Consider the following 24,336-nt stretch of genomic DNA (forward strand, 5'->3'; position numbering starts at 1 on the left):
CGGCCGAAACTGGTACGACAATTGCTGTCCTGATCGCAGACCTACACACCGGAGTGATCGCATGCATATCGTCGTCTGCATCAAGCAGGTTCCGGACTCAGCGCAGATCCGCGTTCATCCGGTGACCAACACCATCATGCGCCAGGGTGTGCCGACCATCATCAACCCCTACGACCTGTTCGCGCTCGAGGCGGCGCTGCAACTGCGCGACAAGTTCGGCGGTGAAGTGACCGTGCTGACCATGGGACCGCCGTCTGCCGAGGACTCCCTGCGCAGGGCGCTGACCTACGGGGCCGACCGCGCCGTGCTGCTGACCGATCGCTTCTTCGCCGGCGCCGATACGCTGGCGACCACCTATGCGCTGGCGACAGCCATTCGCAAGGTCAGCGAGACCTTTGGCGCGCCCGACATCGTGTTCACCGGCAAGCAGACGATCGACGGCGACACCGCGCAGGTCGGCCCGGGCATCGCCAAGCGGCTGGGCCTGCTGCAACTCACCTATGTGGCGAAGATCAGCGAGGTCGATCCGGTGGCGCGCACGATCGAAGCCGAGCGTCGCTCCGAGGGTGGTGTTCAGGTGCTGAAGACCAAGCTGCCGTGCCTGGTGACGATGCTGGAGGCGACCAACGAGATCCGCCGCGGCGCCATGGCCGATGCGCTCCGTGCAGCGCGCGCGCAGATCGTCACCTGGAGCGCCAAGGACGCCGGCGTCGAGGACATCTCGAAGTGCGGCCTGAAGGGCTCGCCGACCATCGTGAAGCGGGTCTTCGCGCCGTCGGCCCGGGCGGAGAAGGCAACCATGGTTGACTTCTCGAGTCGCGCGCCGGCCGACGCCCTGATCGAGGAATTGTTCAAGCGGCAGCCGAAGCTCGAAGCCGAACTGACGACGTCAGCGCACGGCTTCTGATCCATACGGCTTTTGACGGACCAAGGGACGACGATCATGAGCGAACCCACCAAAGCACCGCCCGCCGCAGCCGGTCGCGCCGCGACCAAGAAGGAGCTGCCGGAGCATTTCAAGGCCTACAAGCACGTCTGGGTATTCATCGAGCAGGAGCGCGGGCAGGTTCACCCGGTGTCCTGGGAGCTGATGGGCGCCGGACGCAAGCTTGCCGACAAGCTGAAGGTCGATCTCGCGGCCGTCGTGATCGGGCCACCCGGAGAAGCCGTGCAGCACGCTGCCGCGGAGTCGTTCTGCTATGGCGCCGATCTCGCCTACATCGTCGCGGACAGCGTTCTCACCGACTATCGCAACGAAGCCTACACCAAGGCGCTGACCGACGTCGTCAACACCTTCAAGCCTGAGATCCTGCTGCTCGGCGCCACCACGCTCGGCCGCGACCTCGCAGGCTCCGTTGCGACGACGCTGCTCACCGGTCTGACCGCCGACTGCACCGAGCTCGACGTCGATGCCGACGGCTCCCTGGCCGCAACGCGGCCGACCTTCGGCGGCTCGCTGCTCTGCACGATCTACACGCTGAACTATCGGCCACAGATGGCGACCGTCCGCCCGCGCGTGATGCCGATGCCGGACCGCGTCGAGAAGCCCGCGAGCCGTATCATCGAGCACAAGCTCGGTCTCGTGGAAGAGGATATCGTCACCAAGGTGCTGTCCTTCATTCCGGATCGCGATTCGGCCAAGTCCAATCTTGCCTATGCCGACATCGTCGTGGCCGGCGGGCTCGGGCTTGGCTCGCCGGAGAACTTCCAGCTCGTCAAGGGGCTCGCTTCGGTGCTCGGCGCCGAATTCGGCTGCTCGCGGCCGCTGGTGCAGAAGGGTTGGGTGACCTCCGATCGGCAGATAGGCCAGACCGGCAAGACCATCCGGCCCAAGCTCTACATCGCCGCAGGCATCTCCGGCGCGATCCAGCATCGGGTCGGTGTCGAGGGCGCCGACCTGATCGTTGCCATCAACACCGACAAGAACGCGCCGATCTTCGACTTCGCGCATGTCGGCATCGTCACCGATGCGATCCGGCTGCTGCCGGCGCTCACCGAGGCATTCCGCGCACGTCTGTCGCCGCATTCGCGCGACCGCATCGCGAGCTAGGCACCAGAGAGGGAGCAGGGCAATGATCGAGGAACGGTTCGACGCGATCGTCGTGGGGGCCGGCATGGCCGGCAATGCTGCTGCGCTGACCATGGCCAAGCGCGGCATGAAGGTGCTGCAACTCGAGCGCGGCGAGTATTCCGGCTCGAAGAACGTGCAGGGCGCGATCCTCTACGCCGACATGCTGGAGAAGCTGATTCCGGACTTCCGCGAGGAAGCACCGCTGGAGCGGCATCTGGTCGAGCAGCGCTTCTGGATGCTCGACGACAAGTCGCATGTCGGCCTGCACTACAAGTCGGACGACTTCAATGAGGAGAAGCCGAACCGTTACACGATCATCCGTGCCCAGTTCGACAAATGGTTCTCGTCCAAGGTCAAGGAAGCCGGTGCCACCGTGCTGTGCGAGACGACCGTAACCGAGCTGGCGCAGGATGCCTATGGCAAGGTGATCGGCGTCAAGACCGACCGGCGCGATGGCGAGATCCATGCCGACGTGGTCGTGCTCGCGGAAGGGGTCAACGGCCTGCTCGGGACTCGCGCCGGCCTGCGTGAGCGGCCGAAGCCGGAGAACGTCGCGCTGGCTGTGAAGGAGATGCACTTCCTGCCGCGCGAGACGATCGAGGCGCGCTTCAACCTGAAGGGCGACGAAGGCGCCGTCATCGAGGCCGTCGGCACGATTTCCCGCGGCATGACCGGCATGGGCTTCATCTATTCCAACAAGGAGTGCATTTCGCTCGGCATCGGCTGCCTCGTCTCCGACTTCCAGAAGACCGGCGAGACGCCATACGGCCTGCTCGAGCGGTTCAAGCAGCATCCGTCGGTGGCGCCGCTGATCGAGGGGTCGGAAGTCAAGGAGTACTCGGCGCACCTGATTCCCGAGGGCGGCTATAATGCGATCCCGCAGCTCTGCGGCGATGGCTGGGTCGTGGTCGGCGATGCCGCCCAGCTCAACAATGCTGTTCACCGCGAGGGCTCTAATCTCGCGATGACTTCCGGACGCATCGCGGCTGAGGCGATCTTCCAGGTCAAGTCGCGCCGCGATCCGATGACCAAGGAGAACCTCTCACTTTACAAGAAGATGCTGGAGGACTCCTTCGTCATCAAGGATCTGAAGAAATACAAGGACATGCCGGCGCTGCTGCACAACCAGTCGCAGAACTTCTTCCTGACCTATCCGCAGCTCGTCTCCAAGGCGATGCAGAACTTCGTGCGCGTCGACGGGACACCGAAGAAGGAGAAGGAGAGCAGCACCGTGCGCTCCTTCGTGAATGCAAGGTCATGGACTGGCCTGTTCGGCGACGCCTTCAGATTTGCTCGGGCGTGGCGATGATTGGTGAATGAACGAAACAGCTTAGGCGAGGGAGATCAGACATGAGCACGGACGTCGCAGTCAGGGTCGAAGACAAGCTGTTCTACAATCGCTATCAGGTCGATCCCGGCCGGGCCCATATCAAGGTCCGTCCGCATACGACGCCGACGCCGCAGCTAAAGGCGCTTCTCAAGGCCTGCCCGGCACGCTGCTATGAGCTCAACGACAAGGGCCAGGTCGAGATCACGGTGGACGGCTGCATCGAATGCGGCACCTGCCGGGTCATCGGCGAGGCCAGCGGCGATATCGAGTGGAGCTATCCGCGCGGTGGCTACGGGGTGCTGTTCAAGTTCGGCTGACGTCCGGCCGCCTGAGATCGCCCCCCGGGGCGGCGTGCTGTCGCAAATGCGACAAACGTGCCGCCGGTCGTCAATGCTATATCGAGACTGATATAGGTCATTGAGTTCGGTCGAGCTTTCTGTTTACATCTCGTTGCAGCAACGACGCTGCAATGGATGAGGAACAGCACGTGAAGCTGAGTGCACGAAACGTCTTGCCGGGAAAAATCATCTCTGTTGAGAAGGGCGCGACCACGGCCCACGTCAAGGTGGAGCTCGCCCCGGGACTCACGGTCTTCTCGGCGATCACCAACGAGGCGGTGGAGGAGCTCGCGCTTGCCGTCGGCGACAGCGTCTCCGCCGTCATCAAGTCGTCGGATGTGATGATCGGTAAATAGGAACGTGGTGCCGAATCGCTGTGCCGATCAGCCGGTCGACGCGTGGCGCGCGCGCAGGTCGAGCCACCAGGTTTCCATCGCGGAACGTGACGGCTGCAGCAGCGTGCCGAAGTCGCCCGCAAAGGTCCGCCAGTCGTCGATGCATTTCTGCGGCACGGCCGTTAGCACCGGAATCCCCGACGTGATTGCGTCGGCCAGCTCGCCACGCAACCCGCTTCCCGAGGCCTCCTGCTTGGAGAACTTGTTGATCACGATGAGGTCGGCGTGGGCCGCGATGGCGCGGTGAACGGCCATGCCGGCTTCGGCAAGGCCCGCAGTGTCGAGCTTGCAGGCGGTCGATCCGGTGCCGAGGTCCTGACAGATCGAGATCGTGTCGCCATTGGCGAGATCGATCACGTCCATTCCGCTTTTCTTGCCGACTTCGTCTCTCGTATTGCGCTGAACGATGCCGCCGACGCGGACGCCCCGTTGCAGCAGCTCCTGGGCAAAGGCGTCCAGCAAGGCATCGGCATCGTCGCCCGGTCCGTAGAGAATGGCGGCGAGACGGGGCTGATTGGGCTCAGCGGAAGCAGGAAGATCGTGCGGGATCATACGGGGCCTGGCGATCGGGGGCGGGCGGCGACCAGGGTTTATATAGAGAATGCAGCCTGTGGAGAAAGAGCAGATGTCGCGCGCGCCGACCACCGCTACGCACCATGATCTGGAAGCGCTGCTCCGCGACGATGTCCCCTATGGCGACCTGACGACGGAGACGCTCGGGATCGGCGTCGAGCCGGGCCTGATGCACTTCGCTGCGCGCGACCGCATGGTATTGGCCCTGGCCGAGGATGCGGCGGCCTTGATCGAGCTCACGGGCTGCCATGTCGAACTGTTCGCCGGCAGCGGAACGGTGCTGGAGGAGGGGGCCCCGATCCTCCGTGCAGAGGGCGCGGCGGCAGGCCTGTTGCGGAGCTGGAAGGTGGCGCAGACGCTCATCGAGATCTGGTCCGGCGTCGCCACCGGGGCGGCTGCGATCGTCGGCGCGGCGCGCGCGATCAAGCCTGGCATTGCGGTCGCCTGCACGCGCAAGAGCGTCCCCGGAACCAAGCCGTTCGCCGTTGCCGCGGTGAAGGCGGGTGGCGCGGTGATGCATCGGCTCGGCCTGTCGGAGACGGTGCTGGTGTTTCCGGAACACCGGGCGTTTCTCGGCGATGCGCCGCTTGCCGATGTCGCTGAGCGGTTGCGGAGGAGTGCGCCGGAGAAGCGGCTCGTGATCGAGATCACCACGGTCGAGCAGGCCGTCGCCGCCGCCGTGGCCGGCTTCGACGTCATCCAGGCCGAGAAATTTTCGCCTGCCGACATCGCTGCGCTGACGGAGCGTATCGCCATCAGCGCGGCGCTGCCGCGGCGGCCGATCATTGCGGCCGCGGGTGGCGTGAATGCGCAGAACGCCGCTGCCTATGCTGCGGCGGGGGCAGACGTGCTGGTCACCTCGGCGCCCTACCTCGCGCGTCCCTGCGACGTGCAGGTGCGGATCAGCCCTGCCTCGGCCACGGCTTGACCGCGCGACCCGGCTACTGTGGGTGCCGCGGAGCGGCGCGCTTCTGGCGGTTGGCTCGCCATTCCATGAATTCACGGAACAGCCGGGGATCGGCCGAAACGCCGCTCGCCTGCAGATCGTTGGCCTGTGCATTCGCCCCCAGCATCTGGGCGGGCGGTGTATTGCGATCGAGCCAGTCCTGTGCCGTCTTGAATCTTGTCCAGCCCGCGATCGGCGCCAGCGGCGCCACCTCCTGCCATTTCGGGTGGTATGGCGGTCGTTGCAGCGCCTGCATGTTGCTGAAGAAGGCCTCGACGAGCAGAGACAGCCGGCGGTGACGGTCGCTGCCTGCCGGCCAGTTGAACGACGCCAGCACGGCCTCGGCCGCGATCGTGTTCACCGGCGCCGAGGCGCCGACGAGGTTCGGATAGTCCTCGGCGGACAATTGCGCCGGCAGATAGTCGTCGTGCAGAGCCTTGTCGTAGTCGACAGGCACGAGATGCAGATTGGGATCGCTGACCTGGCTCAGCCATTGCACCGGCTTGCCCTCGACCGTGATGATCGCGTCGATGTCGCCCTTGCGCAGCATGTCCAGCGCCAGCCGCGGCTCGATATAGAGCAGATGCGGCCTGATCCCGAGGCGCTCGAACACGTTGATCGAGGTGACGAAGGTGCCGCCGTCGGGCAGGTCGACGGCGATGGTCTTGCCGTCGAGCTCGTTCAGGCTGGTGATCGATCTCGGCGCCAGCACGTGCATCTCCTCGTTGAACAGCTTGGCGACATAGACCAACTGTTCGCGGATGTTGTTGGCGAAGTCCTTGCGCTCGAGAAAGGCCAGGGTGTCCTTGCGGATGATGCCGGCGTCGACGCCGCGCAGCAGCAGGATATCGGCGACCGATTGCACCGAGCCGCGGCCGATCACGGGAAGGATGCGCAGCTCCGTCCCCTTGTCGAGCGCGGATGCGAGGTCCGCGCCCATGTTGGCGTAGGTGCTGCCGAACGAGCCGGTCATCAGCGTGACGGTATTGGCATTCAGCTGGTTGGCCAGATCGCGCTTCGCCGTGCCGTAACGGAAGATGGTCTTGAAGGAATCGCTGACGCTGCCGGGATCGATACCGCTCCGGACCGGACCGAAGCGCTGCCACTTGCCGCCGGTGAACTGCATCATCTGCATCTGCTCTAGCGGCGCGTGATCATGGGTGCTGGTGTTGACGGTGATGCCGGGCGTCAGCATCGGCAATTTGAGGCTCTTCAGGGATGCCGCCTGCTTCATGATATTGTCGCGCGACAGGTCGTCGCCGCAACTCCGCAACACTGCGACCATCGCGTTTGCCGCGAGGTAGCCGAAGGTCGCAAGACCATTGCTTCTCGGTACGTCGGGCAAATAGCGGTCCATGAAGGCGGACCATTCGCGGTAGGATGGATCGCCTGCAGCCGCGGCCTCCTCGCCCTCGTAGTAATAGCCAGCGGATAAGATGCCTTCGGCATTCTGCAGGCCGGCCGGCTGCATCACGGCGGAGACCGATTCCGAGACCGTCGAGATGATGTGGTCCGGACGCCAGCCGAGCTCGGCCGCGCGGCGGATCGCCATCACGGCGAACTTGGGCGTGGTCACGTCGAAGAAGATGTCGGCGCCGGATGCCTTCAACGTGGCGATCTGCTGATTGACGTTGGCGTCCGTCACCTTGTAGGTGGCTTCCGCGACGATCGGAAGCTTGCCACCCAGGCCGTCCTTCAATCCCTTGACGTAATCCTTGCCGAAATCATCGTCCTGATAGAGAAGCGCGATCTTGCCGCGGCTGTGGGTCTCCAGCAGGTACTGGGCATAGACGTGCGCCTCGGCCTGGTAGCTCGGCTGAAAGCCCATGGTCCACGGAAAGTCGTGGGGCTGGTCCCATTGCGAGGAGCCGGATGCCACGAACAATTGCGGAACTTTGTTGGCGTTGAGATAAGGGCGGACCGCCAGGTTGGGAGCCGTGCCCAGGCTGGCGAACATCAGGAGGACATTGTCCTCCTCGACGAGCTTGCGGGTCATCTCGACCGTCTTCTGCGGCGCATAGCCGTCGTCGTAGGAAATGAAGTTGACGCGCCGGCCGTTGATGCCGCCTTCGGCATTGATCTTGTTGAAGTAGGCCGCGATCGTCTTGCCGATGACGCCATAGGCGAGAGCCGGGCCGCTGTAGGGCATGGTGTTGCCGATGCGGATCTCGTTGTCCGCGGCGACCGCTTGATGTCCGGTCAGCGCCAGCGGAGCGGACAGAGCCAGCGCGAGGCATGCGGCTGCTCGAGGGGGGCTGTTCTTTGCATCCCGTGGTCTGCGACGTCGGCTCCATCTGGCGGCCAAGCAGGCGCGAACTGCAGCATGGATGCCGTGCATCATCAGTCCTCCCATCGATATTTGGTTCTCGGGCGCAGCAGATCGCGGCCGACCGTCTCGCAGGGAGCGGTCCGGGTCGCGTCTCGAGCGCTTCGAGATTTATGCGTTAGCGCGCAGCCGAGATGCGTCGGCTGGCTTCCGGCGATCCTTGCTCCGCAGCCCTGAGATACCAGGCGCGCGCCTTGGCTGCGTCGGGAACGGCACCGAGCAACCGCGATTTCGTCAGTTCGGCCGGGTCATAGGTGCGTGCGAGCAGGAGGGAGGCGTCCGCAATCCCGGCGTCGGAAAGCCGCGTCAGGATCAGGCGCGCGCTGGCGACGTCGCCCGCGGCGAGCAGGTCGCGTCCGCGCTTCATCAGGGCATCGACCTCGTCTCGCGGCAACGGAACGGTCGGGCGAGGCGAGGCCATCGGGAGCGCAGGGGAGGGGGGCGAGACCGTCGGTGCTGCCGCGGCCGGCGCAGGCGACGTGGGCGCCGAGGGCCATGGCCGCATCGTCAGTTCTGTACTGCTGGGAGCCGCGAGCGCGGCGACCGTCTGCGGCGGGTCTTCCTGGGCGACCTTGGCTTCCGCGGGATCGATCTGGGCCAGGCTTTCCAGCACGGCGGTCGGCATGATCGGGCTCTTGCCGCCCGGCGTCGGCCCGCCGTTCTCGAAGGAGACCATGTTGACCACCATCAGGGCGATGGAGGCCGCGATGCCGACGGCGGCGCCGATCTTGATGATGCTGCCCAGCCGCAACGATTTGTCCGGATCCTCCGGCGGCAGGGGCATCACCACGGGATCGAGCTTCGCGCTCCAGGCGCGGTGCACCTCCTCATCGTCGAGGTCAAGGGCCGCTGGCCGCGCCGGCAGGAAGCTTGGCCGGGACACCAGATGATGCGGCAGGGGGACGCCGTCGGCGGGCGGATCGAATGCCGTCGGGCCGGCCTCCGTCTGGCGGCGGCGCGGCGCATATCTGCGGAGCTCTTCGTTCGCCCAGGGCGGCGCTGGTTTCGCCGGATCGTTCTGATCTGGAGCACTCATCACTAGCCTCCTGTCTCCGACGAACGTGTCGTGGGAGATAGCTTCAGGACGTCGGGCGCGCGCGGTCCAACCGAAGCGCGCATGATGCGACATCGGGGACATTGCATCAACGCTTCCGTCGAGACCGACAGGTCCGGTTTCCTTCCGACATGCACGCCATCGTTTTCGCGCGCCCTGGTCACAATCGATGTTGCTTGGTCCCTAAGCTGATCAATGTTCTTGTCGGGAAGGGTGAGTAGGTAAGGCTATTTGATGGAAATTTCCCGGCGCGCCGCATCGGTGATTGCTCGCGATGCGCGAGACCGAGGCCGAGTTCTGCGCTTTGCGGAAAGATCGGCTGGAGTATCAGGATGCCGCAGTCATCTCGACTTTGCCGCGAGGTCAGGGGCTTAGCTGACCGAGGAGTTGCAGGCGCGCCGCGAAACTCTGCAACTCAGGCGAGAAAGGGCGAAAAACAAATGCGGCCGGACGATGCCGGCCGCATTCACATATCCGATCGATTTTTATTCCGCCGCCAACGCGACGGACACACAAGCGGCTTCGATCGCAACGGCAACCGACTGGATGATGGCGGCAAAGCGTACGGCGGTCTGGATCGTGGCCGCGGGCACGCCCGCGTCCTGCAGGACCTTCTCGTGCGAATCGATGCAGGTGCCGCAGCCGTTGATGGCGGACACCGCGAGCGACCACAGCTCGAAATCGGCCTTGTCGATGCCGGGGTTGGCGATGACGTTCATCCGCAGTCGGGCCGGCATCGTCGCGTACTCCTTGTTCGAGGCAAGGTGCACGAAGCGGTAGTAGACGTTGTTCATGGCCATGATCGCGGCGGCCGATTTCGCCGCCGCCAAAGCGGCGGGCGACAGCTGCGCGGCCGCAACCGATTCCAACGCCGCCACGACGCTCGGATTGCGAGTCGCAATCGCGCACGCGACGAACAGGCCATATTTGGCCTGCGGCGACAGCGTCTCGTCGGAGGCCATGGACGACAGGTTGAGCCTGACGTCCTTGGCGAAGTCCGGGATCTGGTCCTTCAGCTGCTCGATCGACATGATCAGGCGACCTTCAGGGTCTCGCCGCCGACTTCGCGGTTGCACGGGCAGAGCTCGTCGGTCTGCAGCGCGTCGAGCACGCGCAGCGTGTCCTTCGGAGCGCGGCCGACATTCAGGTTGGTCGCATAGACGTGCTGGATCGTGTTGTCGGGATCGACGATGAAGGTGTAGCGGTAGGCGACGCCGTCGGGCGAGCGGACGCCGAGGCCGTCGACCAATGCGCCCTTGGTGTCGGCGAATTGCCAGATCGGCAGCTTGTGCAGATCCTTGTGGTCGCGCCGCCAAGCCAGCTTGCAGAACTCGTTGTCGGTCGAGCCGCCGAGCACGACGGCGTCACGATCCGCGAAATCCTTCGCAAGGCGCGCGAACTCGGCGATCTCGGTCGGGCAGACGAAGGTGAAGTCCTTCGGATAGAAGAAGATGATCTTCCATTTTCCGGGGAAGCTGGTCTCGGTCAGGGTCTCGAAGGCGCTCTCGCCCTTCTCTTCCTGAAGATGAAAGCCGGGTTTCACGCCGACGATTTCAAACGATGGCAGCTTGCTTCCGATTCCGAGCATTGGGGCACTCCAAGAAAATTATTGCGCTGCAATAGCGAGGCTCATTGTGCATTGCAAGCGATATGCCATTCGTTTTTAATATCAGTGGATTGTCGAAAACCCGACACTTGGCGGCAACATGCAGCAAGTGCGAGGTCGTGGCGATGGGGAGCTTGTGGATGGAGCTGGCTTAGAGCGTCGGCTTCGTGACATTGCGATCGGACATCGAGCGACGACAGCCGGAGCGCGCGCGTCGTCGCCACGACAAAAGGAGGTTGATGTCCCGCTGGGTCGGAGTGCCATGCGATCTCGTGTTGACGGTCTCGACGGCGACCGACGTGCAATTTCTTTGTGCGGCCGAAGTGGCAAAATTGACATTATCGCCTTAGTAGCGATGCACGTTTGACCACGGCGACTCCTGAAGCGGCAGCAAGGCGACAAGCCGTCGGCAGATCGCGGCGCGGCACGGCGCAAGGTGTCGCACAGCGCACAGTGTTGTCAGCTTTTCAGCAGATCGCGTCTGTTATTTCGCCTTGCTGCGCGATGATCTGACCATAGTCTCCTCGCAGATTTTCATCACCATGAGCGAAACTGTCTCGGCATCAAAATCAAGCGCGAGCCTGTCGATCGATCGACAATGATTTCTCGCGACCTCAGCCGCGCTCGCTAGCTGCCTTGGACGGTCGTGAGCGGCCAGTCTCCGATGATGCGGAAACGCTGGTGGGCATTGGGCTGGCGGAACAACACAATCCTGTCGATCCGGAGCTCTGTCAGTGACAGTGCAGCGAATCTCTCCTGCAGCATCGTCAGGATCGGCCGGCGCCGTTCGTCGGACAGCCGGCAGGTCAGCGTCATGTGGAAGCGGAAATCCTCCATGACATAGGGATAACCCCAACGATCGAGATGATCGCGCTGCCGTGGTGTCAGCAGATCCGGCTTGCGCCGAGCACGGTCGTCGGCGGTCATCGGTGCGCGAAACGGCTCGAAGGCCTGGACACAATCGGCCGCGAACTGCTGCAGGATGGGGGACAGCTCGCCAGGGATCATCGCAATGAATCCGCTGATCGCGTCCACGATCGGACGGATGGCCGGGACGGCTCGCGGCGTGGCCGCGAACTCAGCACAAGCGGCGCAGAGCGCGGCTTCGCTCTCCGCATCCGCCAGCTCGAACGGAGCCTTCAAGGTCGCGTGAAAGCCGTATTTGCGCGGGTCTGCGGTCAGCTCAGTCCAGTCTGGAACCGCGCGGACGATCTCGCTCGGAAAGCTGCGGTCATCGCCGCTCCACGCGTCGTAACCGAGCAGGCGCGCGCCGAATTCCGCCAGGTCGGCTGTTGCTGGTGGAGCATAGTAGATCGCATAGCGCGGAAATTTGGCCATGGTTCGCTACTCCGCCGCCATGGCACGCGCCGGCCGGGCGTTCAGCCGGTCCGTCTCGGTGAGATAGACCAGCCGGCCGGACGCGATCACAGCGACGACGCGGGGGCGCAAAGGCATGCGGTCGTCGACCAGAATGATATCGGCGCGGCGGCCCTCGGCGAGCATGCCGCGGTCCGCCAGCCCGGCTGCGCGTGCAGGGCCGCCCGAGATCAGATCCCAGGCGCGCACCAGCGGAAGAACGCCGTCGGCAGCAAGCCGGTACGCTGCCAGCAGCGGCGCGGGATAGTAGTAGTCGGAGGCCAGCACCGAGCAGAGGCCCTTGGCGATCATGTCGCTGGCCTTCGTCCACCCGGTATGGCTGCCGCCACGGACGACGTTGGGCGCGCCGAATACGATCGCGTCGCCCCCTTGAGCGGCCTCGCGTGCAGTCTCCTCGTTGACCGGAAATTCTGCAATGGTCACTCCCTGGCTGCGAAACGCCTTGCGCATGGCCGGGCTGTCGTCGTCATGCGACAGCATGCGGACACCAGCCTTGCGTGCGATCTCGGCCAGCCGCGCGATCGAGGCCGGAACGGCATCGGCGCGAGAGGCGATGCGCGCAACCAACCGGTCGAACTCCGCGTCGGGCAGGCCGGTGCGGTCGACCATGCGCTGGCGCTTGTGCGGCTTGTCCAGACTCGCCACCGTCGAGTCCATGTGATCGTTGAACGCGAACAGGTCGACGCGCCGGTCGGCGAGCCATTGCCAGATCTCCTGCTCATCGTCGAGATTGAAGGTCTCGTGGCGCAGATGAAAGCGCGTGTCGGCCGCGAGCTGCGGGCGCAGCGCTTCGATCGATTCGAGCAGGCGCCGCGCATTGTCGGCGCTGCGCAGGCCCGGCTCCCATGACCAGGTCGTCGCGTGAAAGACCGTGGTGATGCCATTGCTGATGGCCTGGCGGTCGCTGTCGATCAGCGCGACGTCTGTCGGGAAATCGACCCCGGCGCGCGGCATCATCTGGCGCTCGAACGCATCGCCGTGGATGTCGACGATGCCGGGGAGCACGGTGAGCCCCTCCGCATCGAGTTCGAGACCCGACCGGTGTCCCGGTGTCCCGATGCCGGCGATCACGCCGCCGGATATGATCAAGGAAGTGTCTACGAGGTCGGTATCGACGAGGCAGCGGCCCCGCGAGATGGAGATATCGGTCATGGGGCGGCACTCTGCCGCACCGCGACGCGCGCGTCGAGGGCAGCCTCGTATTTGTCGAGAAACGCAGTGATCGCGAGCTTGCGGAAATCCGGCAGCGCCGCGCGCAGCGCCTCGTGATTCCAATCCCACCACGCCAGATCCAGCAGCCGCTGCTCGACCTCGCGCGGAAACCGGCGCTTGATCGGCCGCGCCGGATTGCCGGCGACGATGGTATAGGCCGGAACGTCCTTGGTCACGATGGCTCCGGCCGCCACGACCGCGCCGGTGCCGATGTTGCGGCCCGGCAGCACGATCGCGCCATGGCCGATCCAGACATCGTGTCCGATCTGGACATGATGCTCTCTCCGCCAGGCGAAGAACTCCACATCGTCGGGCTCTCCTGGAAAATAGGCGCTGGCGCGATAGGTGAAATGGGCCTGCGTCGCCCGCTGCATCGGGTGGTTGCCCGGATTGATCCGGGTCATCGCCGCGATCGAACAGAACTTCCCGATCGTCGTGTAGGTGATCTGGGAATCGTTGACCACATAGGAGTAGTCGCCCATCGTCACCTCCTGCAGGATGGTGCGGGCGCCGACCTCACAATAGGCGCCAAGCGTCACGTCCTGGAGCTTGGCCGAAGGGTCAACGGTTGGTTCAATTGAAAGCGACTTGCCGGCCATCTCACGTCCTGACTCTACTCTCTACATCTGTGAAGGTGTCGGATCTCCCCTATGACAGGCGCGTGACATCTGCATGACTGCGACCGGCGTGTGGACGAGCGCGGCGCTGCGGTGTCGCTGTCACATAACTGTAGAATCCAGACGCTAGCGATAGGCCAGAGCGAGGCGTCTGGAGAATTCAATGCTGGTGGTGGATGGCCTGACGTGCCGTTTTGGCATGAAAGCCGCAGTCGACAATGCATCCTTCTCAGTTGCACCCGGCAGCTTCGTCGGCGTGATCGGGCGTTCCGGAGCCGGCAAGTCGACCCTGCTGCGGTCCATCAATCGTCTGAGCCCGGTGAGCGGCGGCCGCATCCTCTTCAAGGATCTCGATGTGACGGCGCTGCGCGGCCGCGATCTGCGGCAGTGGCGTGCGCGCTCGGCGATGATCTTCCAGCAGTTCAATCTGGTCGGCCGATTGGACGTGCTGACGAACGTGCTGATGGGGCGACTCGCCGAAATCCCGTCGTGGCGCTCGCTGGCGCAGCTCTGGCCGGCGGAGGATGTCGCCATGGCGCTGTCCGCGCTCGAGCAGTTCGACATGGCCTCCCTCGCAGCGCAGCGCGCCGATCAGCTCTCGGGCGGGCAGCAGCAGCGCGTCGCGATTGCGCGCGCGATGGTGCAGAACCCCGAGATCATTCTCGCAGACGAGCCGATCGCCTCGCTCGATCCCCGTAACACCAAGATCGTGATGGACGCGCTGCTGCGCATCAACAAGCATTTCGGCATCACCGTCGTCTGCAATCTGCATTCGCTCGATCTGGCGCGCAGCTATTGCGATCGCCTGATCGGCATGGCGACCGGACGGATCGTGTTCGACGACGTGCCGTCGGCGCTGACGGCGCAGATCGCACGTGAACTCTATGATCTCGAGGCGGACGAGGTGATGGGTTCGATCCATCCGGCACCGGCGGCAACGGTGCCGGCACTCGGCGAAGCCGCCGTAGCCTGAGACGCGGATTTCTGCAAGCTCGAGCTTCCGCATGGCGCGGGGGCGAGACCTGTTACTTACTGCAACAAGAGGGCATGTTATGATCAATCGTCGCATCGTTCTGGCGGGCGTCGCTGCGCTGGCTTTCACGGCCTCGGCGTCAGCCGAGGACTGGAAGGCGAAGTATCCTGAGCTGACCTTCGCCGTGGTCCCGGCAGAGAACGCCTCGGGTGTCACCGAGCGCTGGACGCCTTTCGTGAACTATCTCTCGAAAGAGCTGGGCGTGAAGGTGACGCTGCGTATCGCCAACGATTACGCGGCCGTGATCGAAGGCCAGCGCGCCGGCAACATCCACATCGCGAGCTATGGCTCGGCGTCGTTTGCCCGCGCCCGGCTCACCGGCGTCAAGACCGATGCCTTCGCCAACGACATCAACTCCGACGGCAGCACCGGCTACTATTCGGTGTTCTTCGTCAAGGCGAGCAGCCCGTACCGGAAGGTCGAAGACCTCAAGGGCAAGAATCTCGGCCTCGTCGATCCGAACTCAACGTCGGGCAACAACGTGCCCCGCTTCGAGCTCAACAAGATGGGCGTGACCGACGCCGAGACGTATTTTGGCAAGGTTGTCTTCACCGGCAGCCACGAGAACGCGGTGCTGGCCCTGTCTCAGGGGACTGTCGACATCGCGGCCAACCAATGGACGAGCGACAACGATTCGACGTTGGCCCAGATGCTGACCAAGGGCATGCTGAAGAACGCTGACGGTTCGCCGATGAAGAAGGACGACTTCCGCATCATTCACAAGTCGGCGCCGATCATCAACGGCCCCTACGCCTACAACACGGACCTGCCGGACGATCTGAAATCGGCGATCGCCAAGGCCTTCTTCGATGCGCCGATCAAGGACAAGGCCGCCTTCGACCGTCTCTCCGACGGCCAGAAGAAGGGCTTCCACCCTGCCACGACGAAGGACTGGGACGGCACGATCGACCTGATCAAATTCGTCGACAGCCTGCGCAAGAAGGCGTCCTGATCGACGATCCATCGATGGTGAGCCGGGTCCCGTGGGGCCCGGCTCGTCCGTTGAAGAATCCCTCACACGTCCGAACCAAGAGCAGCACGAAGCCGATGGCTGTTGCCGTTTCGATCCTTCCGAGCCAGCAGCTTGCGGCTCTGAACGAGACCTATCGGCGGGCCGTTTCGCGCCGTCGATTGCGTCTTGCCCTGTCCGCCATGGTATTCCTGGCGGTGCTCTTCGCCGCGGCCATCGGTGCCGAGGTCAATCTGCGGACGTTCTATACCTACTTCGGCAACTTCATCAGCTACTTCGATCGCATCTTCACGCTCGACGACGGGCAGCGGGTCTGGACCAATCTGCCCGAATGGTTCTGGGGCTTCAAGAAGTGGATCAAGCTGCTGGCAGAGACGCTGCTGATCAGCTACGTCGGCACGATGGCCGGAATGCTCGTCGCATTCGGTCTCAACTTCCTCGCCGCCGAGAACACCTCGCCCGCGCCGTGGATCCGCTTCACGGTGCGCCGGCTCCTGGAATTCGCCCGCACCGTTCCGAGCGTCGTGTTCGCCCTGATCTTCGTCATTGCTTTCGGGCTTGGGCCGATCCCGGGCGTGCTCGCCATCGCCCTTCATTCGAGCGGTGCGCTCGGCAAGCTGTTCTCCGAGGTCGTTGAGAATGCCGACATGAAGCCGGTCGAGGGCGTGCGCGCCACCGGCGCGAGCTGGCTGTCTTGCATGCGATTTGCCGTGCTCCCTCAGGTTATTGCGGGTTTCTCCAGCTACACCTTGCTGCGCTTCGAGATCAACGTGCGCGAGGCTTCCGTGATGGGCTTCGTCGGCGCCGGCGGCATCGGCCAGGAGCTCGTGGTCGCGATCCGCAAGTTCTACTATTCCGACGTCAGCGCCATCCTCGTCATGATCGTGGTCACGGTGTTCCTGATCGATATCGGCACCGGCTGGCTACGCGGCCGCCTGTTCGGCTCGGAGGCCCGCACATGAGCATCTCCGGCTCACCGGACGCGAAGCAGCTTGCCGAGCGCTACCCGCATATTTTCAATCGGTCCCTGTCCGCACGTTTCGCAACGCCGGTCGTGCTGCTGCTGGCTCTGGCCATCTTCGTCTTTGGTCTCGTCGATCTCGACTTCTCGCCGTCGCGGATGCTGTCCGGCCTCGGCCAGCTCGGCTGGATCGCGCGAATGATGCTGCCGCCAGATCCTGGCTCGTCGCTTCCGATCTATCTCAAGGCGCTCGGCGAGACGCTCTCGATCGCGGTGCTCGGCACCACCTTGGCGGCCGTCTTCGCGCTTCCGGTCAGCCTGCTTGCGGCCAGGAATATCGTCCCGTCGGCCGTCTTCCGCTTTCCGGTGCGTCGCCTGTTCGACACCATTCGCGGCGTCGACACGCTGATCTGGGCGCTGGTCTGGATCAACGTCGTCGGCCTCGGGCCCTTCGCCGGCGTGCTGGCGATTGCGGTTTCGGATTTCGGTGCGCTCGGCAAGCTGTTCTCGGAGGCGATGGAGAGCGCCGACCGGAAGCAGGTTGAGGGCGTGCGTGCGGCCGGCGGCAGCGCGTTGCACGAGATCCGCTTCGGCCTGCTGCCGCAGGTTCTTCCGGTGATTGCCGGCCAGGTGCTCTACTTCATCGAATCCAACACGCGCTCGGCGACGATCATCGGCATCGTCGGCGCGGGCGGCATCGGGCTACAACTGGCCGAGCAGATCCGCGTGCTGGAATGGCAGAAGGTGTCGTTCCTGATCCTGATGATCCTGGTGGCGGTGGCCGCGATCGACTGGATCTCGGGCAAGCTGCGCTTTGCGATCATCGGTCGCCGCGCCGTCGCTTGAACGTCGCGGCATCTGAAGGTTGCGATCGTTCGTTGACGAACGATCAAGGTGCGGCTTTGGCTGTGTGCACTGCACTTTCTGTCGCAAATCCTTCATGTGCGGCCGTTAGGGGAAGCTCCGGAACTGGCCGCCGTGCCAGGGAATACGGAGTCTGTCTTCATGAAGGTCACCCGCCTCGTTCTCGCTCTTCTCGCGCTGTGTGTTGCCGCGTTGTGGCAGCCGGCCAAGGCCGCGGACGTCATCTGCTACAACTGCCCGCCGGAATGGGCCGACTGGGCCTCGATGCTCAAGGCGATCAAGACCGATCTCGGCTACGACATTCCACACGACAATAAGAACTCCGGCCAGGCGCTGGCGCAGATCCTCGCCGAAAAGAGCAACCCCGTCGGCGACATCGGCTATTTCGGCGTCACCTTCGGCATGAAGGCGAAGGCGCAGGACGCGCTTGAGGCTTACAAGCCCGCGAACTGGGATCAGGTCCCCGCCGGCTTGAAGGATGCGGATGGCTACTGGACTACGATCCACTCCGGCACGCTCGGCCTGTTCGTGAACAAGGACGCGCTCGGTGGCAAGCCTGTTCCGGCCTGCTGGAAGGATCTGCTCAAGCCCGACTACAAGGGCATGGTGGGCTATCTCGATCCGAGCTCGGCGGCCGTCGGCTATGTCGGCGCCGTTGCCGTCAACCTCGCGCTCGGCGGTTCGCAGGCCGATTTCGAGCCGGCCCTTACGTTCTTCAAGGATCTGCGCAAGAATGATCCGATCGTGCCGAAGCAGACGTCCTATGCGCGCGTCGTCTCGGGCGAGATCCCGATCCTGTTCGACTACGACTTCAACGCCTACCGCGCGAAGTATACCGAGAAGGGCAATTTCGAGTTCGTCATTCCCTGCGAGGGCTCGGTGGTCTTCCCCTATGTGGTCGGCCTGGTGAAGAACGCGCCCGACAAGGACAAAGCGAAGAAGGTCATCGACTATCTGCTCTCCGACAAGGGCCAGGCGATCTGGACCAATGCCTATCTGCGTCCAGCGCGTCCGATCGAGCTGCCGGGCTCGGTGAAGAACAAGTTCCTGCCGGACAGCGACTACGCTCGCGCCAAGAGCGTGAACTGGGGCGATATGGAAGCCGCGCAAAAGGGCTTCGTCGATCGCTATCTGTCCGAAGTCCGTTGAAGGAGCACCGCGCCTCCGCCGGAGACGATCCGGTGGAGGTGCACTTGATCATATGTCGCACAAATCCTTCGTCCGGCTCTGTTTGCTGCCCCTGGGAGCCGTCACCTCGGCATTCTTTCTGTTGCCGATGGCGAGGCTGCTCGTCACCGGCGCCGAGGGACCGCACGGTCTGGCCGAATATCTCGCGATCATCCTCGAGCCGCGCTACCGCACGACACTTCTCAACACGCTGACGCTGGCGGCGGCCACCACGATTGCAACCCTGGTCATTGCGACGATCGCCGGCCTGTTCCTGCAGCGTCACCGGTTTCCGGGCCGCGCGGTCCTGGTCGCGATCCTGACGTTTCCGCTCGCGTTCCCGGGCGTCGTGGTCGGCTTCATGATCATCCTTCTGGCTGGCCGCCAGGGGATGATCGGGGAGGTCTCGTCTCGGCTCACCGGCGACAAGCTCGTATTCGCTTATTCGATCTACGGGCTGTTCCTCGGTTATCTCTATTTCTCGATTCCGCGGGTGATCCTCACGATTATGGCTGCCGCGCAGAAGCTGGACCCCGGTTTGGAGGAGGCGGCCCGATCGCTCGGCGCGAGCCCCTGGGCCGTGCTGCGCGACGTGATCCTGCCGGCGCTGACCCCGGCGCTGATCGCGTCCGGCGCGATCGCGTTCGCGACGGCGATGGGCGCGTTCGGAACGGCATTCACCTTGGCCACGAACATCGACGTGTTGCCGATGCTGATCTACACGGAGTTCACGCTGGCCGGAAACCTGGCCACCTCGGCGGCGCTCTCGGTCGGCCTTGGCCTGATGACCTGGCTGATGCTCGCATTGGCGCGCTCCTTCGCCGGCAGCTCGGTGGCAGCGGCAGGGTAGGCACGTGCGCGACAGAGTCATCTTCATCCTTCAACTACTGTTCACACTTCTGGTCGCCGCCTTCCTGGCCGTGCCGGCCGGCCTTTCGATCGCCGCGGGCGTGACCGTCAACTACTTCCGCGGCATTCAGTCCGGCGTGACGCTGCAGTGGGTAGCCCAGGTCTGGGAGCTCTACGCGGGCACGATCATGGCATCGATCCTGATCGCGCTGGGCACGCTGGCGGTCACGCTCGTGGTCGGTGTTCCCGCTGCCTACGCGCTCTACGTTCGCGGCGGACGGCTGGCGCGGCTGGTCGAGGAGATCATCACCTTGCCGCTCGCGATTCCCGGGCTCGCCATCGCGCTGGCGCTGCTGCTCACCTATGGTGGCTTCGGCAGCTTCCGTCGCTCATGGCTGTTCATCCTCGCCGGCCATGTGATCTTCACGATGCCTTTCATGGTGCGCTCCGTGATGGCTGTGTTCGCGACCATCGACGTCAAGTCGCTCGATGAGGGCGCCGCGTCGGTCGGGGCGGCGCCATGGCGCCGCTTCATCGATGTCATCGTTCCCAATGCCGCGCCGGGGATCCTGGCCGGCAGCCTCATGGTGGTGACGCTATCCCTCGGAGAATTCAACTTGACCTGGATGTTGCATACGCCGCTGACCAAGACGCTGCCGGTCGGCCTCGCCGACAGCTACGCATCGATGCGGCTGGAGGTCGCATCCGCCTACACGCTGATCTTCTTCGTCATGATCATCCCGCTGCTGGTGGCCATGCAATGGATCGGCGAGAGAGGGAGCCTGCGGTGAGCACGATGACCCGGCATGGAGCCGCGCTGAAGGTCGAGAATTGCGGCAAGACCTTTGCCGACGGGACCTGCGCGCTCGCGCGCGCCACGCTCGACATCGCGCAGAGTGAGACGCTGGTGCTGCTTGGGCCGTCCGGCTGCGGCAAGACCACGTTGCTGCGGATCGTGGCCGGGCTCGAAACACCCGATGCGGGCGGGCGCGTGCTTTTCGACGGCAAGGATCTGACGAGGCAGCCGATCGAGAAGCGCAACGTCGGCATGGTGTTTCAATCCTACGCGCTGTTCCCCAACATGACCGTCGCGGACAATATCGGCTACGGGCTCAAGATCCGCGGCGTGCCTAAGCCGGAGCGCGCCGCGCGGGTCGCGGAGCTGGTCACGCTGACCAACCTCGCCGGCCTCGAAGATCGGCGAATCGATCAGCTCTCGGGCGGCCAGCGCCAGCGCGTCGCGCTGGCGCGCGCGGTCGCGATACGGCCGAGCGTGCTGCTGCTCGACGAGCCGCTCACCACGCTCGATGCGGCCTTGCGAGAGCGCCTGCGCGGCGAGCTCAACGGCCTGTTGCGTACGCTCGGAATCACGGCAATCTACGTCACGCATGACCAGGCCGAAGCCATGGAGCTCGGGGACCGCATCGTGGTCATGCGCAAGGGCGCCATCGCCCAGGTCGGGACGCCGCGCGAGATCTATTTCACGCCAGCCGACCGCTTCGTCGCGGAGTTCGTCGGCGCGGCCAACATCATCGAGGCTCCGATCGACGGCGACCACCTCGTTCTGCCCGGAGGGAGACAGCGGATCGCCGAGGCTGGCTCGCGCAGCAAGGCGATGGCGATGGTTCGACCGGAAACGATCGGGATCGTCGGCGCGGCGGCATCGTGCCTGACCGGCCTCGTCGACAGCGTCCGCTTCGCCGGTGATCGCCAGCGGATCGTCGTCCGCGACGCCGCCGCCGTTCCACTGACGGTGGACGCACCGAATACGATCAGGGTCAGCGCGGGTGAGCGGATCGGCCTGTCGATTGAGCCGAGCGCCATTCGTCTGCTGCCGGAGCAAGGTGGATCAGCATGAGCACGCGTCCTGTCACCATCGCCCAGATATCCGACCTGCACATCAAGACGCCCGGCCGGCTCGCCTACCGCCGCGTCGATACGGCGCGTGCGCTGGCCCGTTGCATCACGGAGCTCAACCGGTTCGAGCCGAAGCTCGATCTGGTGGTGATCTCGGGCGATCTCGTCGATACGCCGTCGTCTGCCGAATACGATCATCTCAAGGATCTTCTCGGCGAACTCGAGATTCCATTCGCCGCCGTGCCCGGCAATCACGATTCACGCGAGCTGATGCGCGCGGCGTTTCCGGGCACTCTCCATGGTGGACCTACCGGTCCGCTGAACCGGCATGTGGCGTTGGCCGATCTCGATCTGCTTCTGCTCGATTCCAGCGTGCCCGGCCATCCGCATGGCGAGCTCGATGAGGCGAGTCTCCAATGGCTCGACGCCACGCTGTCCGCCTCCAGCGAAAAGCCGGCCTTGCTGTTTCTGCATCATCCGCCGTTCGCCACTGGCATCTGGCACATGGACCGGCAGAACCTGCGCAACGCCGACGATCTCGCGGCCATCCTCACGCGCCATCCGCGGGTGCAACTGATCGGATGCGGTCACGTCCACCGCGCGGCACTGACCCGGTTTGCCGGCATTCCCTGTGCGATTTGTCCGGCGCCGAACCATGCCGTCGCGCTCGACCTGGCCGAGCTTCGACCGCCATCCTTCCGGATCGAGCCGCCGGCCTTTCACCTTCATGCCTGGTTTCAAGGACCGGGATTCGGAACGATCGTCACTCATCAGGTGCCGATCGGGGATTTCGACGGGCCGCATCCGTTCTTCAATCAAGACGGCACGCTCATCGACTGAGCGCGCAAGGACGCGACAAAGCGATGGGACGTCTGGTCTAGCTCTCGACCTCGAAGGTCACGCGCTCCGCGGCGAAGCGCGAGCGTTTGCTGACGAGCGGCTTCGCATCGGCATCGATGTCGGTGCTGTCGACGACCAGCACCGGGCGCCCAATCGCGAGGTCGAGCCGAGCGGCGTCGCTTGCGTCGGCGATGGCTGCCGTGATCCTGGTCGTGCCGCGGCGATAGTCGCGAATGCCGTAATGCGCGAGCAGCGCCGTCATCGAGCGGACTGACGCGAAGATGTGACCGGCCCCGGGAAATCGCTCGGACGACAGCCAGGACGTGCTGACGCAGATCGGGGTCTTGTCGGCAAGACGCAGTGCCTCGATTCGGACCAGCGGTGCACCTGTCTTCAATCGCAGCTCGCGCGCGAGTTCGCGCGTCGCGGGCTCTTCGGACGCTGCGATCAACTGCCCACGAGGCTCACGCCCGCCGGCGCCCACGATCTCGGAGAACCTGGTTCGCGATCTCAGGGGATATGACAGACGAGGCGCTTCGACATAGGTGCCGCTGCCGCGCTCGGCGCGCACGAGGCCGCGTTCCGCCAAGGTCGCGAGCGCGCGACGCACCGTATGACGGTTGACGCGGTAGGTTTCGGCGATCTCGGTCTCGCCGGGCAGGCGCGTGCCGGCGGCGAAGCGGCCGTCGGCGATGTCGCGCTCGATGCCGTCGGCCACCCGCCGCCACAGCGCCACGCCCGAATCGGCGCCCTGCATGCTCATCGCGGCTCTCCGCTCTCCGGCCTCGAAATCACGTCCATGTCATCAAACAGTCATGGCGCTTCGTTACGAAGTTGTCTATTAACATAGACAACTTCGCGACGGCAAGATCGGGATGAAGATGGACGGCGAGACGGCGATGCAGGACCGGCGCAGGGCGGCGATGCGGGTATTGGCGCATGCCTCGCGTGTGGACATCCGCGCCAGGCTCGATAGCCTCGCGCTGCCTGAGCATCGCGACCTGCGCCCGGCGGAGAATGGCCTCGTGATGCTGCGGGGCCGGATCGGCGGTGATGGAGCGCCGTTCAATGTCGGCGAGGCGACGGTGTCGCGCGCCGCGGTGCGGCTGGAGAGCGGCGAGGTCGGGTTCGGCTATGTGCTGGGACGCGACGCCGCCAAGGCGCGTCTGATGGCGCTGTGTGACGCGATGATCCAGTCATCAAGCCACACGCGATCGATCGAGACGCAGGTGGTTGCGCCGCTGCAGGCGCAGATGCGCACTTCGCGCGAGCACCGCGCAGAGGAGGCTGCGGCCACGCGTGTCGATTTCTATACGATGGTGCGAGGAGAAGGCTGATGGCTGCCGCCGCTTCCGATCTGCAGCCTGGTTTCGCCGACAATGTCCTGTCCGCGCAATCGACCTTCCGTACCGTCATGGAGGCCATGGCGCGTCCGGGAAATGTGCGGCAGGTCGAGGTCAATGTCGGCCGGCCCTCGTCCTTGATGCCTGGTGCCGCCGCGATCGCGTTGACTCTGTTCGATCACGATACGCCGATCTGGCTCGATGCGCCGCTCGCCGGCACGCCCGAGGTCGGCGCCTGGCTCAAGTTTCACACCGGGGCGCCGATCGTCGCCAATGCCGCGCTCGCCTGCTTTGCAGTGGCGGCAGACCCCGAAGCGCTGCCTGATCTGAATTCATTCGCGCTCGGCAGTGCTGAGTACCCCGATCGCTCGACGACGCTGATCCTGCAGGTGCCGAGCTTGTCCGGAGGGCCGGCGTTCAAGCTGCGCGGTCCGGGCATCGACGGGACGACATTGTTCCGTGCAACGGTCGCGCCCGCCGACCTGTTCGAGCGGCTGTCGATCAATGAGAAGCTGTTTCCGCGTGGTGTCGATGTGGTGCTGGTCGATGGCTCGTCCATCGTCGCCATCCCGCGGACGACGCGACTCGTTTCCGCAGGAGAGTAAGG

The 24,336-nt window shown here is 64.5% G+C and carries 26 protein-coding genes; 17 read left to right on the forward strand and 9 right to left on the reverse strand.

Annotated elements, in window-relative coordinates; translation table 11 throughout:
• Nucleotides 1–61: 61 nt before the first annotated feature.
• The 5 genes from QX124_RS04820 (at nt 62) to QX124_RS04840 (ending at nt 4,095) form a co-directional block, all read left to right on the forward strand.
• The gene (locus QX124_RS04820) at nt 62–907 is read left to right on the forward strand and encodes an electron transfer flavoprotein subunit beta/FixA family protein (protein ID WP_315740991.1); all 846 of its coding nucleotides are present in this window, start codon (nt 62–64) and stop codon (nt 905–907) included.
• Between the two features lie 36 nt (nt 908–943).
• Nucleotides 944–2,050 carry an electron transfer flavoprotein subunit alpha/FixB family protein gene (locus tag QX124_RS04825; protein ID WP_315756198.1) on the forward strand — a complete coding sequence of 369 codons (1,107 nt, stop codon included), beginning with the start codon at nt 944–946 and terminating at the stop codon, nt 2,048–2,050.
• A 22-nt stretch (nt 2,051–2,072) separates the two neighbouring features.
• Nucleotides 2,073–3,380 (forward strand): FAD-dependent monooxygenase, encoded by a 1,308-nt coding sequence (locus tag QX124_RS04830; RefSeq protein WP_315740993.1) that lies wholly within the window; start codon nt 2,073–2,075, stop codon nt 3,378–3,380.
• Nucleotides 3,381–3,421: 41 nt separating this feature from the next.
• The gene (locus tag QX124_RS04835) at nt 3,422–3,718 is read left to right on the forward strand and encodes a ferredoxin family protein (RefSeq protein ID WP_172112536.1); all 297 of its coding nucleotides are present in this window, start codon (nt 3,422–3,424) and stop codon (nt 3,716–3,718) included.
• 170 nt (nt 3,719–3,888) lie between these two features.
• Nucleotides 3,889–4,095, forward strand: a complete 207-nt coding sequence (locus QX124_RS04840; protein ID WP_315741026.1) for a molybdopterin-binding protein — start codon at nt 3,889–3,891, stop codon at nt 4,093–4,095.
• A 27-nt stretch (nt 4,096–4,122) separates the two neighbouring features.
• On the opposite strand, the gene QX124_RS04845 is transcribed toward QX124_RS04840, so the two are convergent.
• Nucleotides 4,123–4,686, reverse strand: coding sequence for a DUF2478 domain-containing protein (locus tag QX124_RS04845; protein ID WP_315756197.1), 564 nt, complete (start codon nt 4,684–4,686; stop codon nt 4,123–4,125).
• Nucleotides 4,687–4,759: 73 nt separating this feature from the next.
• On the opposite strand from QX124_RS04845, the gene modD reads away from it, so the two are divergent.
• Nucleotides 4,760–5,635, forward strand: a complete 876-nt coding sequence (modD, locus tag QX124_RS04850; protein ID WP_315796495.1) for a ModD protein — start codon at nt 4,760–4,762, stop codon at nt 5,633–5,635.
• A gap of 13 nt (nt 5,636–5,648) precedes the next feature.
• Here the strand turns inward: modD and QX124_RS04855 are convergent, their stop codons facing one another.
• The 7 genes from QX124_RS04855 to QX124_RS04885 all read right to left on the reverse strand — a co-directional run bounded on the left by QX124_RS04855 (nt 5,649) and on the right by QX124_RS04885 (nt 13,827).
• Complete coding sequence (locus tag QX124_RS04855) at nt 5,649–7,994, reverse strand: ABC transporter substrate-binding protein (RefSeq protein ID WP_315796497.1); 2,346 nt, start codon at nt 7,992–7,994, stop codon at nt 5,649–5,651.
• Between the two features lie 103 nt (nt 7,995–8,097).
• A complete protein-coding gene (locus QX124_RS04860; RefSeq protein ID WP_315740996.1) occupies nt 8,098–9,015 on the reverse strand; it encodes a sel1 repeat family protein in 918 nt (305 codons plus the stop codon).
• Nucleotides 9,016–9,518: 503 nt separating this feature from the next.
• Nucleotides 9,519–10,064 (reverse strand): carboxymuconolactone decarboxylase family protein, encoded by a 546-nt coding sequence (locus QX124_RS04865; protein ID WP_315796499.1) that lies wholly within the window; start codon nt 10,062–10,064, stop codon nt 9,519–9,521.
• 2 nt (nt 10,065–10,066) lie between these two features.
• Entirely contained in the window at nt 10,067–10,621 is a 555-nt protein-coding gene (locus QX124_RS04870) for a peroxiredoxin (protein WP_315713058.1), read from the reverse strand.
• Between the two features lie 645 nt (nt 10,622–11,266).
• Nucleotides 11,267–11,977 (reverse strand): DUF1045 domain-containing protein, encoded by a 711-nt coding sequence (locus QX124_RS04875; protein ID WP_315796501.1) that lies wholly within the window; start codon nt 11,975–11,977, stop codon nt 11,267–11,269.
• A gap of 6 nt (nt 11,978–11,983) precedes the next feature.
• Nucleotides 11,984–13,168, reverse strand: a complete 1,185-nt coding sequence (locus QX124_RS04880; RefSeq protein WP_315796502.1) for an alpha-D-ribose 1-methylphosphonate 5-triphosphate diphosphatase — start codon at nt 13,166–13,168, stop codon at nt 11,984–11,986.
• Nucleotides 13,165–13,827 carry a chloramphenicol acetyltransferase gene (locus QX124_RS04885; RefSeq protein WP_315741000.1) on the reverse strand — a complete coding sequence of 221 codons (663 nt, stop codon included), beginning with the start codon at nt 13,825–13,827 and terminating at the stop codon, nt 13,165–13,167. Before QX124_RS04885 ends, QX124_RS04880 begins: the two co-directional genes overlap by 4 nt.
• Before the next feature lie 181 nt (nt 13,828–14,008).
• Between QX124_RS04885 and phnC the strand changes: the two genes are divergently transcribed.
• The 9 genes from phnC to QX124_RS04930 all read left to right on the forward strand — a co-directional run bounded on the left by phnC (nt 14,009) and on the right by QX124_RS04930 (nt 22,386).
• A complete protein-coding gene (gene phnC, locus QX124_RS04890; protein ID WP_315741001.1) occupies nt 14,009–14,818 on the forward strand; it encodes a phosphonate ABC transporter ATP-binding protein in 810 nt (269 codons plus the stop codon).
• Nucleotides 14,819–14,897: 79 nt separating this feature from the next.
• Nucleotides 14,898–15,830, forward strand: coding sequence for a phosphonate ABC transporter substrate-binding protein (phnD, locus tag QX124_RS04895; protein ID WP_315741002.1), 933 nt, complete (start codon nt 14,898–14,900; stop codon nt 15,828–15,830).
• 95 nt (nt 15,831–15,925) lie between these two features.
• Nucleotides 15,926–16,810 carry a phosphonate ABC transporter, permease protein PhnE gene (phnE, locus tag QX124_RS04900; RefSeq protein ID WP_315741003.1) on the forward strand — a complete coding sequence of 295 codons (885 nt, stop codon included), beginning with the start codon at nt 15,926–15,928 and terminating at the stop codon, nt 16,808–16,810.
• Nucleotides 16,807–17,655, forward strand: a complete 849-nt coding sequence (gene phnE, locus QX124_RS04905) for a phosphonate ABC transporter, permease protein PhnE (RefSeq protein ID WP_315756190.1) — start codon at nt 16,807–16,809, stop codon at nt 17,653–17,655. Before phnE (QX124_RS04900) ends, phnE (QX124_RS04905) begins: the two co-directional genes overlap by 4 nt.
• A gap of 159 nt (nt 17,656–17,814) precedes the next feature.
• Complete coding sequence (locus tag QX124_RS04910; RefSeq protein ID WP_315796505.1) at nt 17,815–18,822, forward strand: ABC transporter substrate-binding protein; 1,008 nt, start codon at nt 17,815–17,817, stop codon at nt 18,820–18,822.
• 52 nt (nt 18,823–18,874) lie between these two features.
• A complete protein-coding gene (locus QX124_RS04915; protein WP_315796507.1) occupies nt 18,875–19,690 on the forward strand; it encodes an ABC transporter permease in 816 nt (271 codons plus the stop codon).
• A gap of 4 nt (nt 19,691–19,694) precedes the next feature.
• The gene (locus QX124_RS04920; protein WP_315741007.1) at nt 19,695–20,480 is read left to right on the forward strand and encodes an ABC transporter permease; all 786 of its coding nucleotides are present in this window, start codon (nt 19,695–19,697) and stop codon (nt 20,478–20,480) included.
• A 5-nt stretch (nt 20,481–20,485) separates the two neighbouring features.
• Nucleotides 20,486–21,547, forward strand: coding sequence for an ABC transporter ATP-binding protein (locus QX124_RS04925; RefSeq protein ID WP_315796623.1), 1,062 nt, complete (start codon nt 20,486–20,488; stop codon nt 21,545–21,547).
• Nucleotides 21,544–22,386 (forward strand): phosphodiesterase, encoded by an 843-nt coding sequence (locus QX124_RS04930; RefSeq protein ID WP_315796508.1) that lies wholly within the window; start codon nt 21,544–21,546, stop codon nt 22,384–22,386. Before QX124_RS04925 ends, QX124_RS04930 begins: the two co-directional genes overlap by 4 nt.
• Before the next feature lie 37 nt (nt 22,387–22,423).
• Here the strand turns inward: QX124_RS04930 and phnF are convergent, their stop codons facing one another.
• Complete coding sequence (gene phnF / locus QX124_RS04935) at nt 22,424–23,149, reverse strand: phosphonate metabolism transcriptional regulator PhnF (RefSeq protein ID WP_315796509.1); 726 nt, start codon at nt 23,147–23,149, stop codon at nt 22,424–22,426.
• Between the two features lie 118 nt (nt 23,150–23,267).
• Here phnF and phnG point away from each other — a divergent pair, with 118 nt between their 5' ends.
• Complete coding sequence (phnG, locus tag QX124_RS04940; protein ID WP_315796624.1) at nt 23,268–23,723, forward strand: phosphonate C-P lyase system protein PhnG; 456 nt, start codon at nt 23,268–23,270, stop codon at nt 23,721–23,723.
• Nucleotides 23,723–24,334, forward strand: a complete 612-nt coding sequence (gene phnH, locus QX124_RS04945) for a phosphonate C-P lyase system protein PhnH (protein ID WP_315796510.1) — start codon at nt 23,723–23,725, stop codon at nt 24,332–24,334. Before phnG ends, phnH begins: the two co-directional genes overlap by 1 nt.
• Nucleotides 24,335–24,336 lie beyond the last annotated feature (2 nt).

This window comes from Bradyrhizobium sp. SZCCHNRI3043 (assembly GCF_032377735.1).
GTDB lineage: Bacteria > Pseudomonadota > Alphaproteobacteria > Rhizobiales > Xanthobacteraceae > Bradyrhizobium.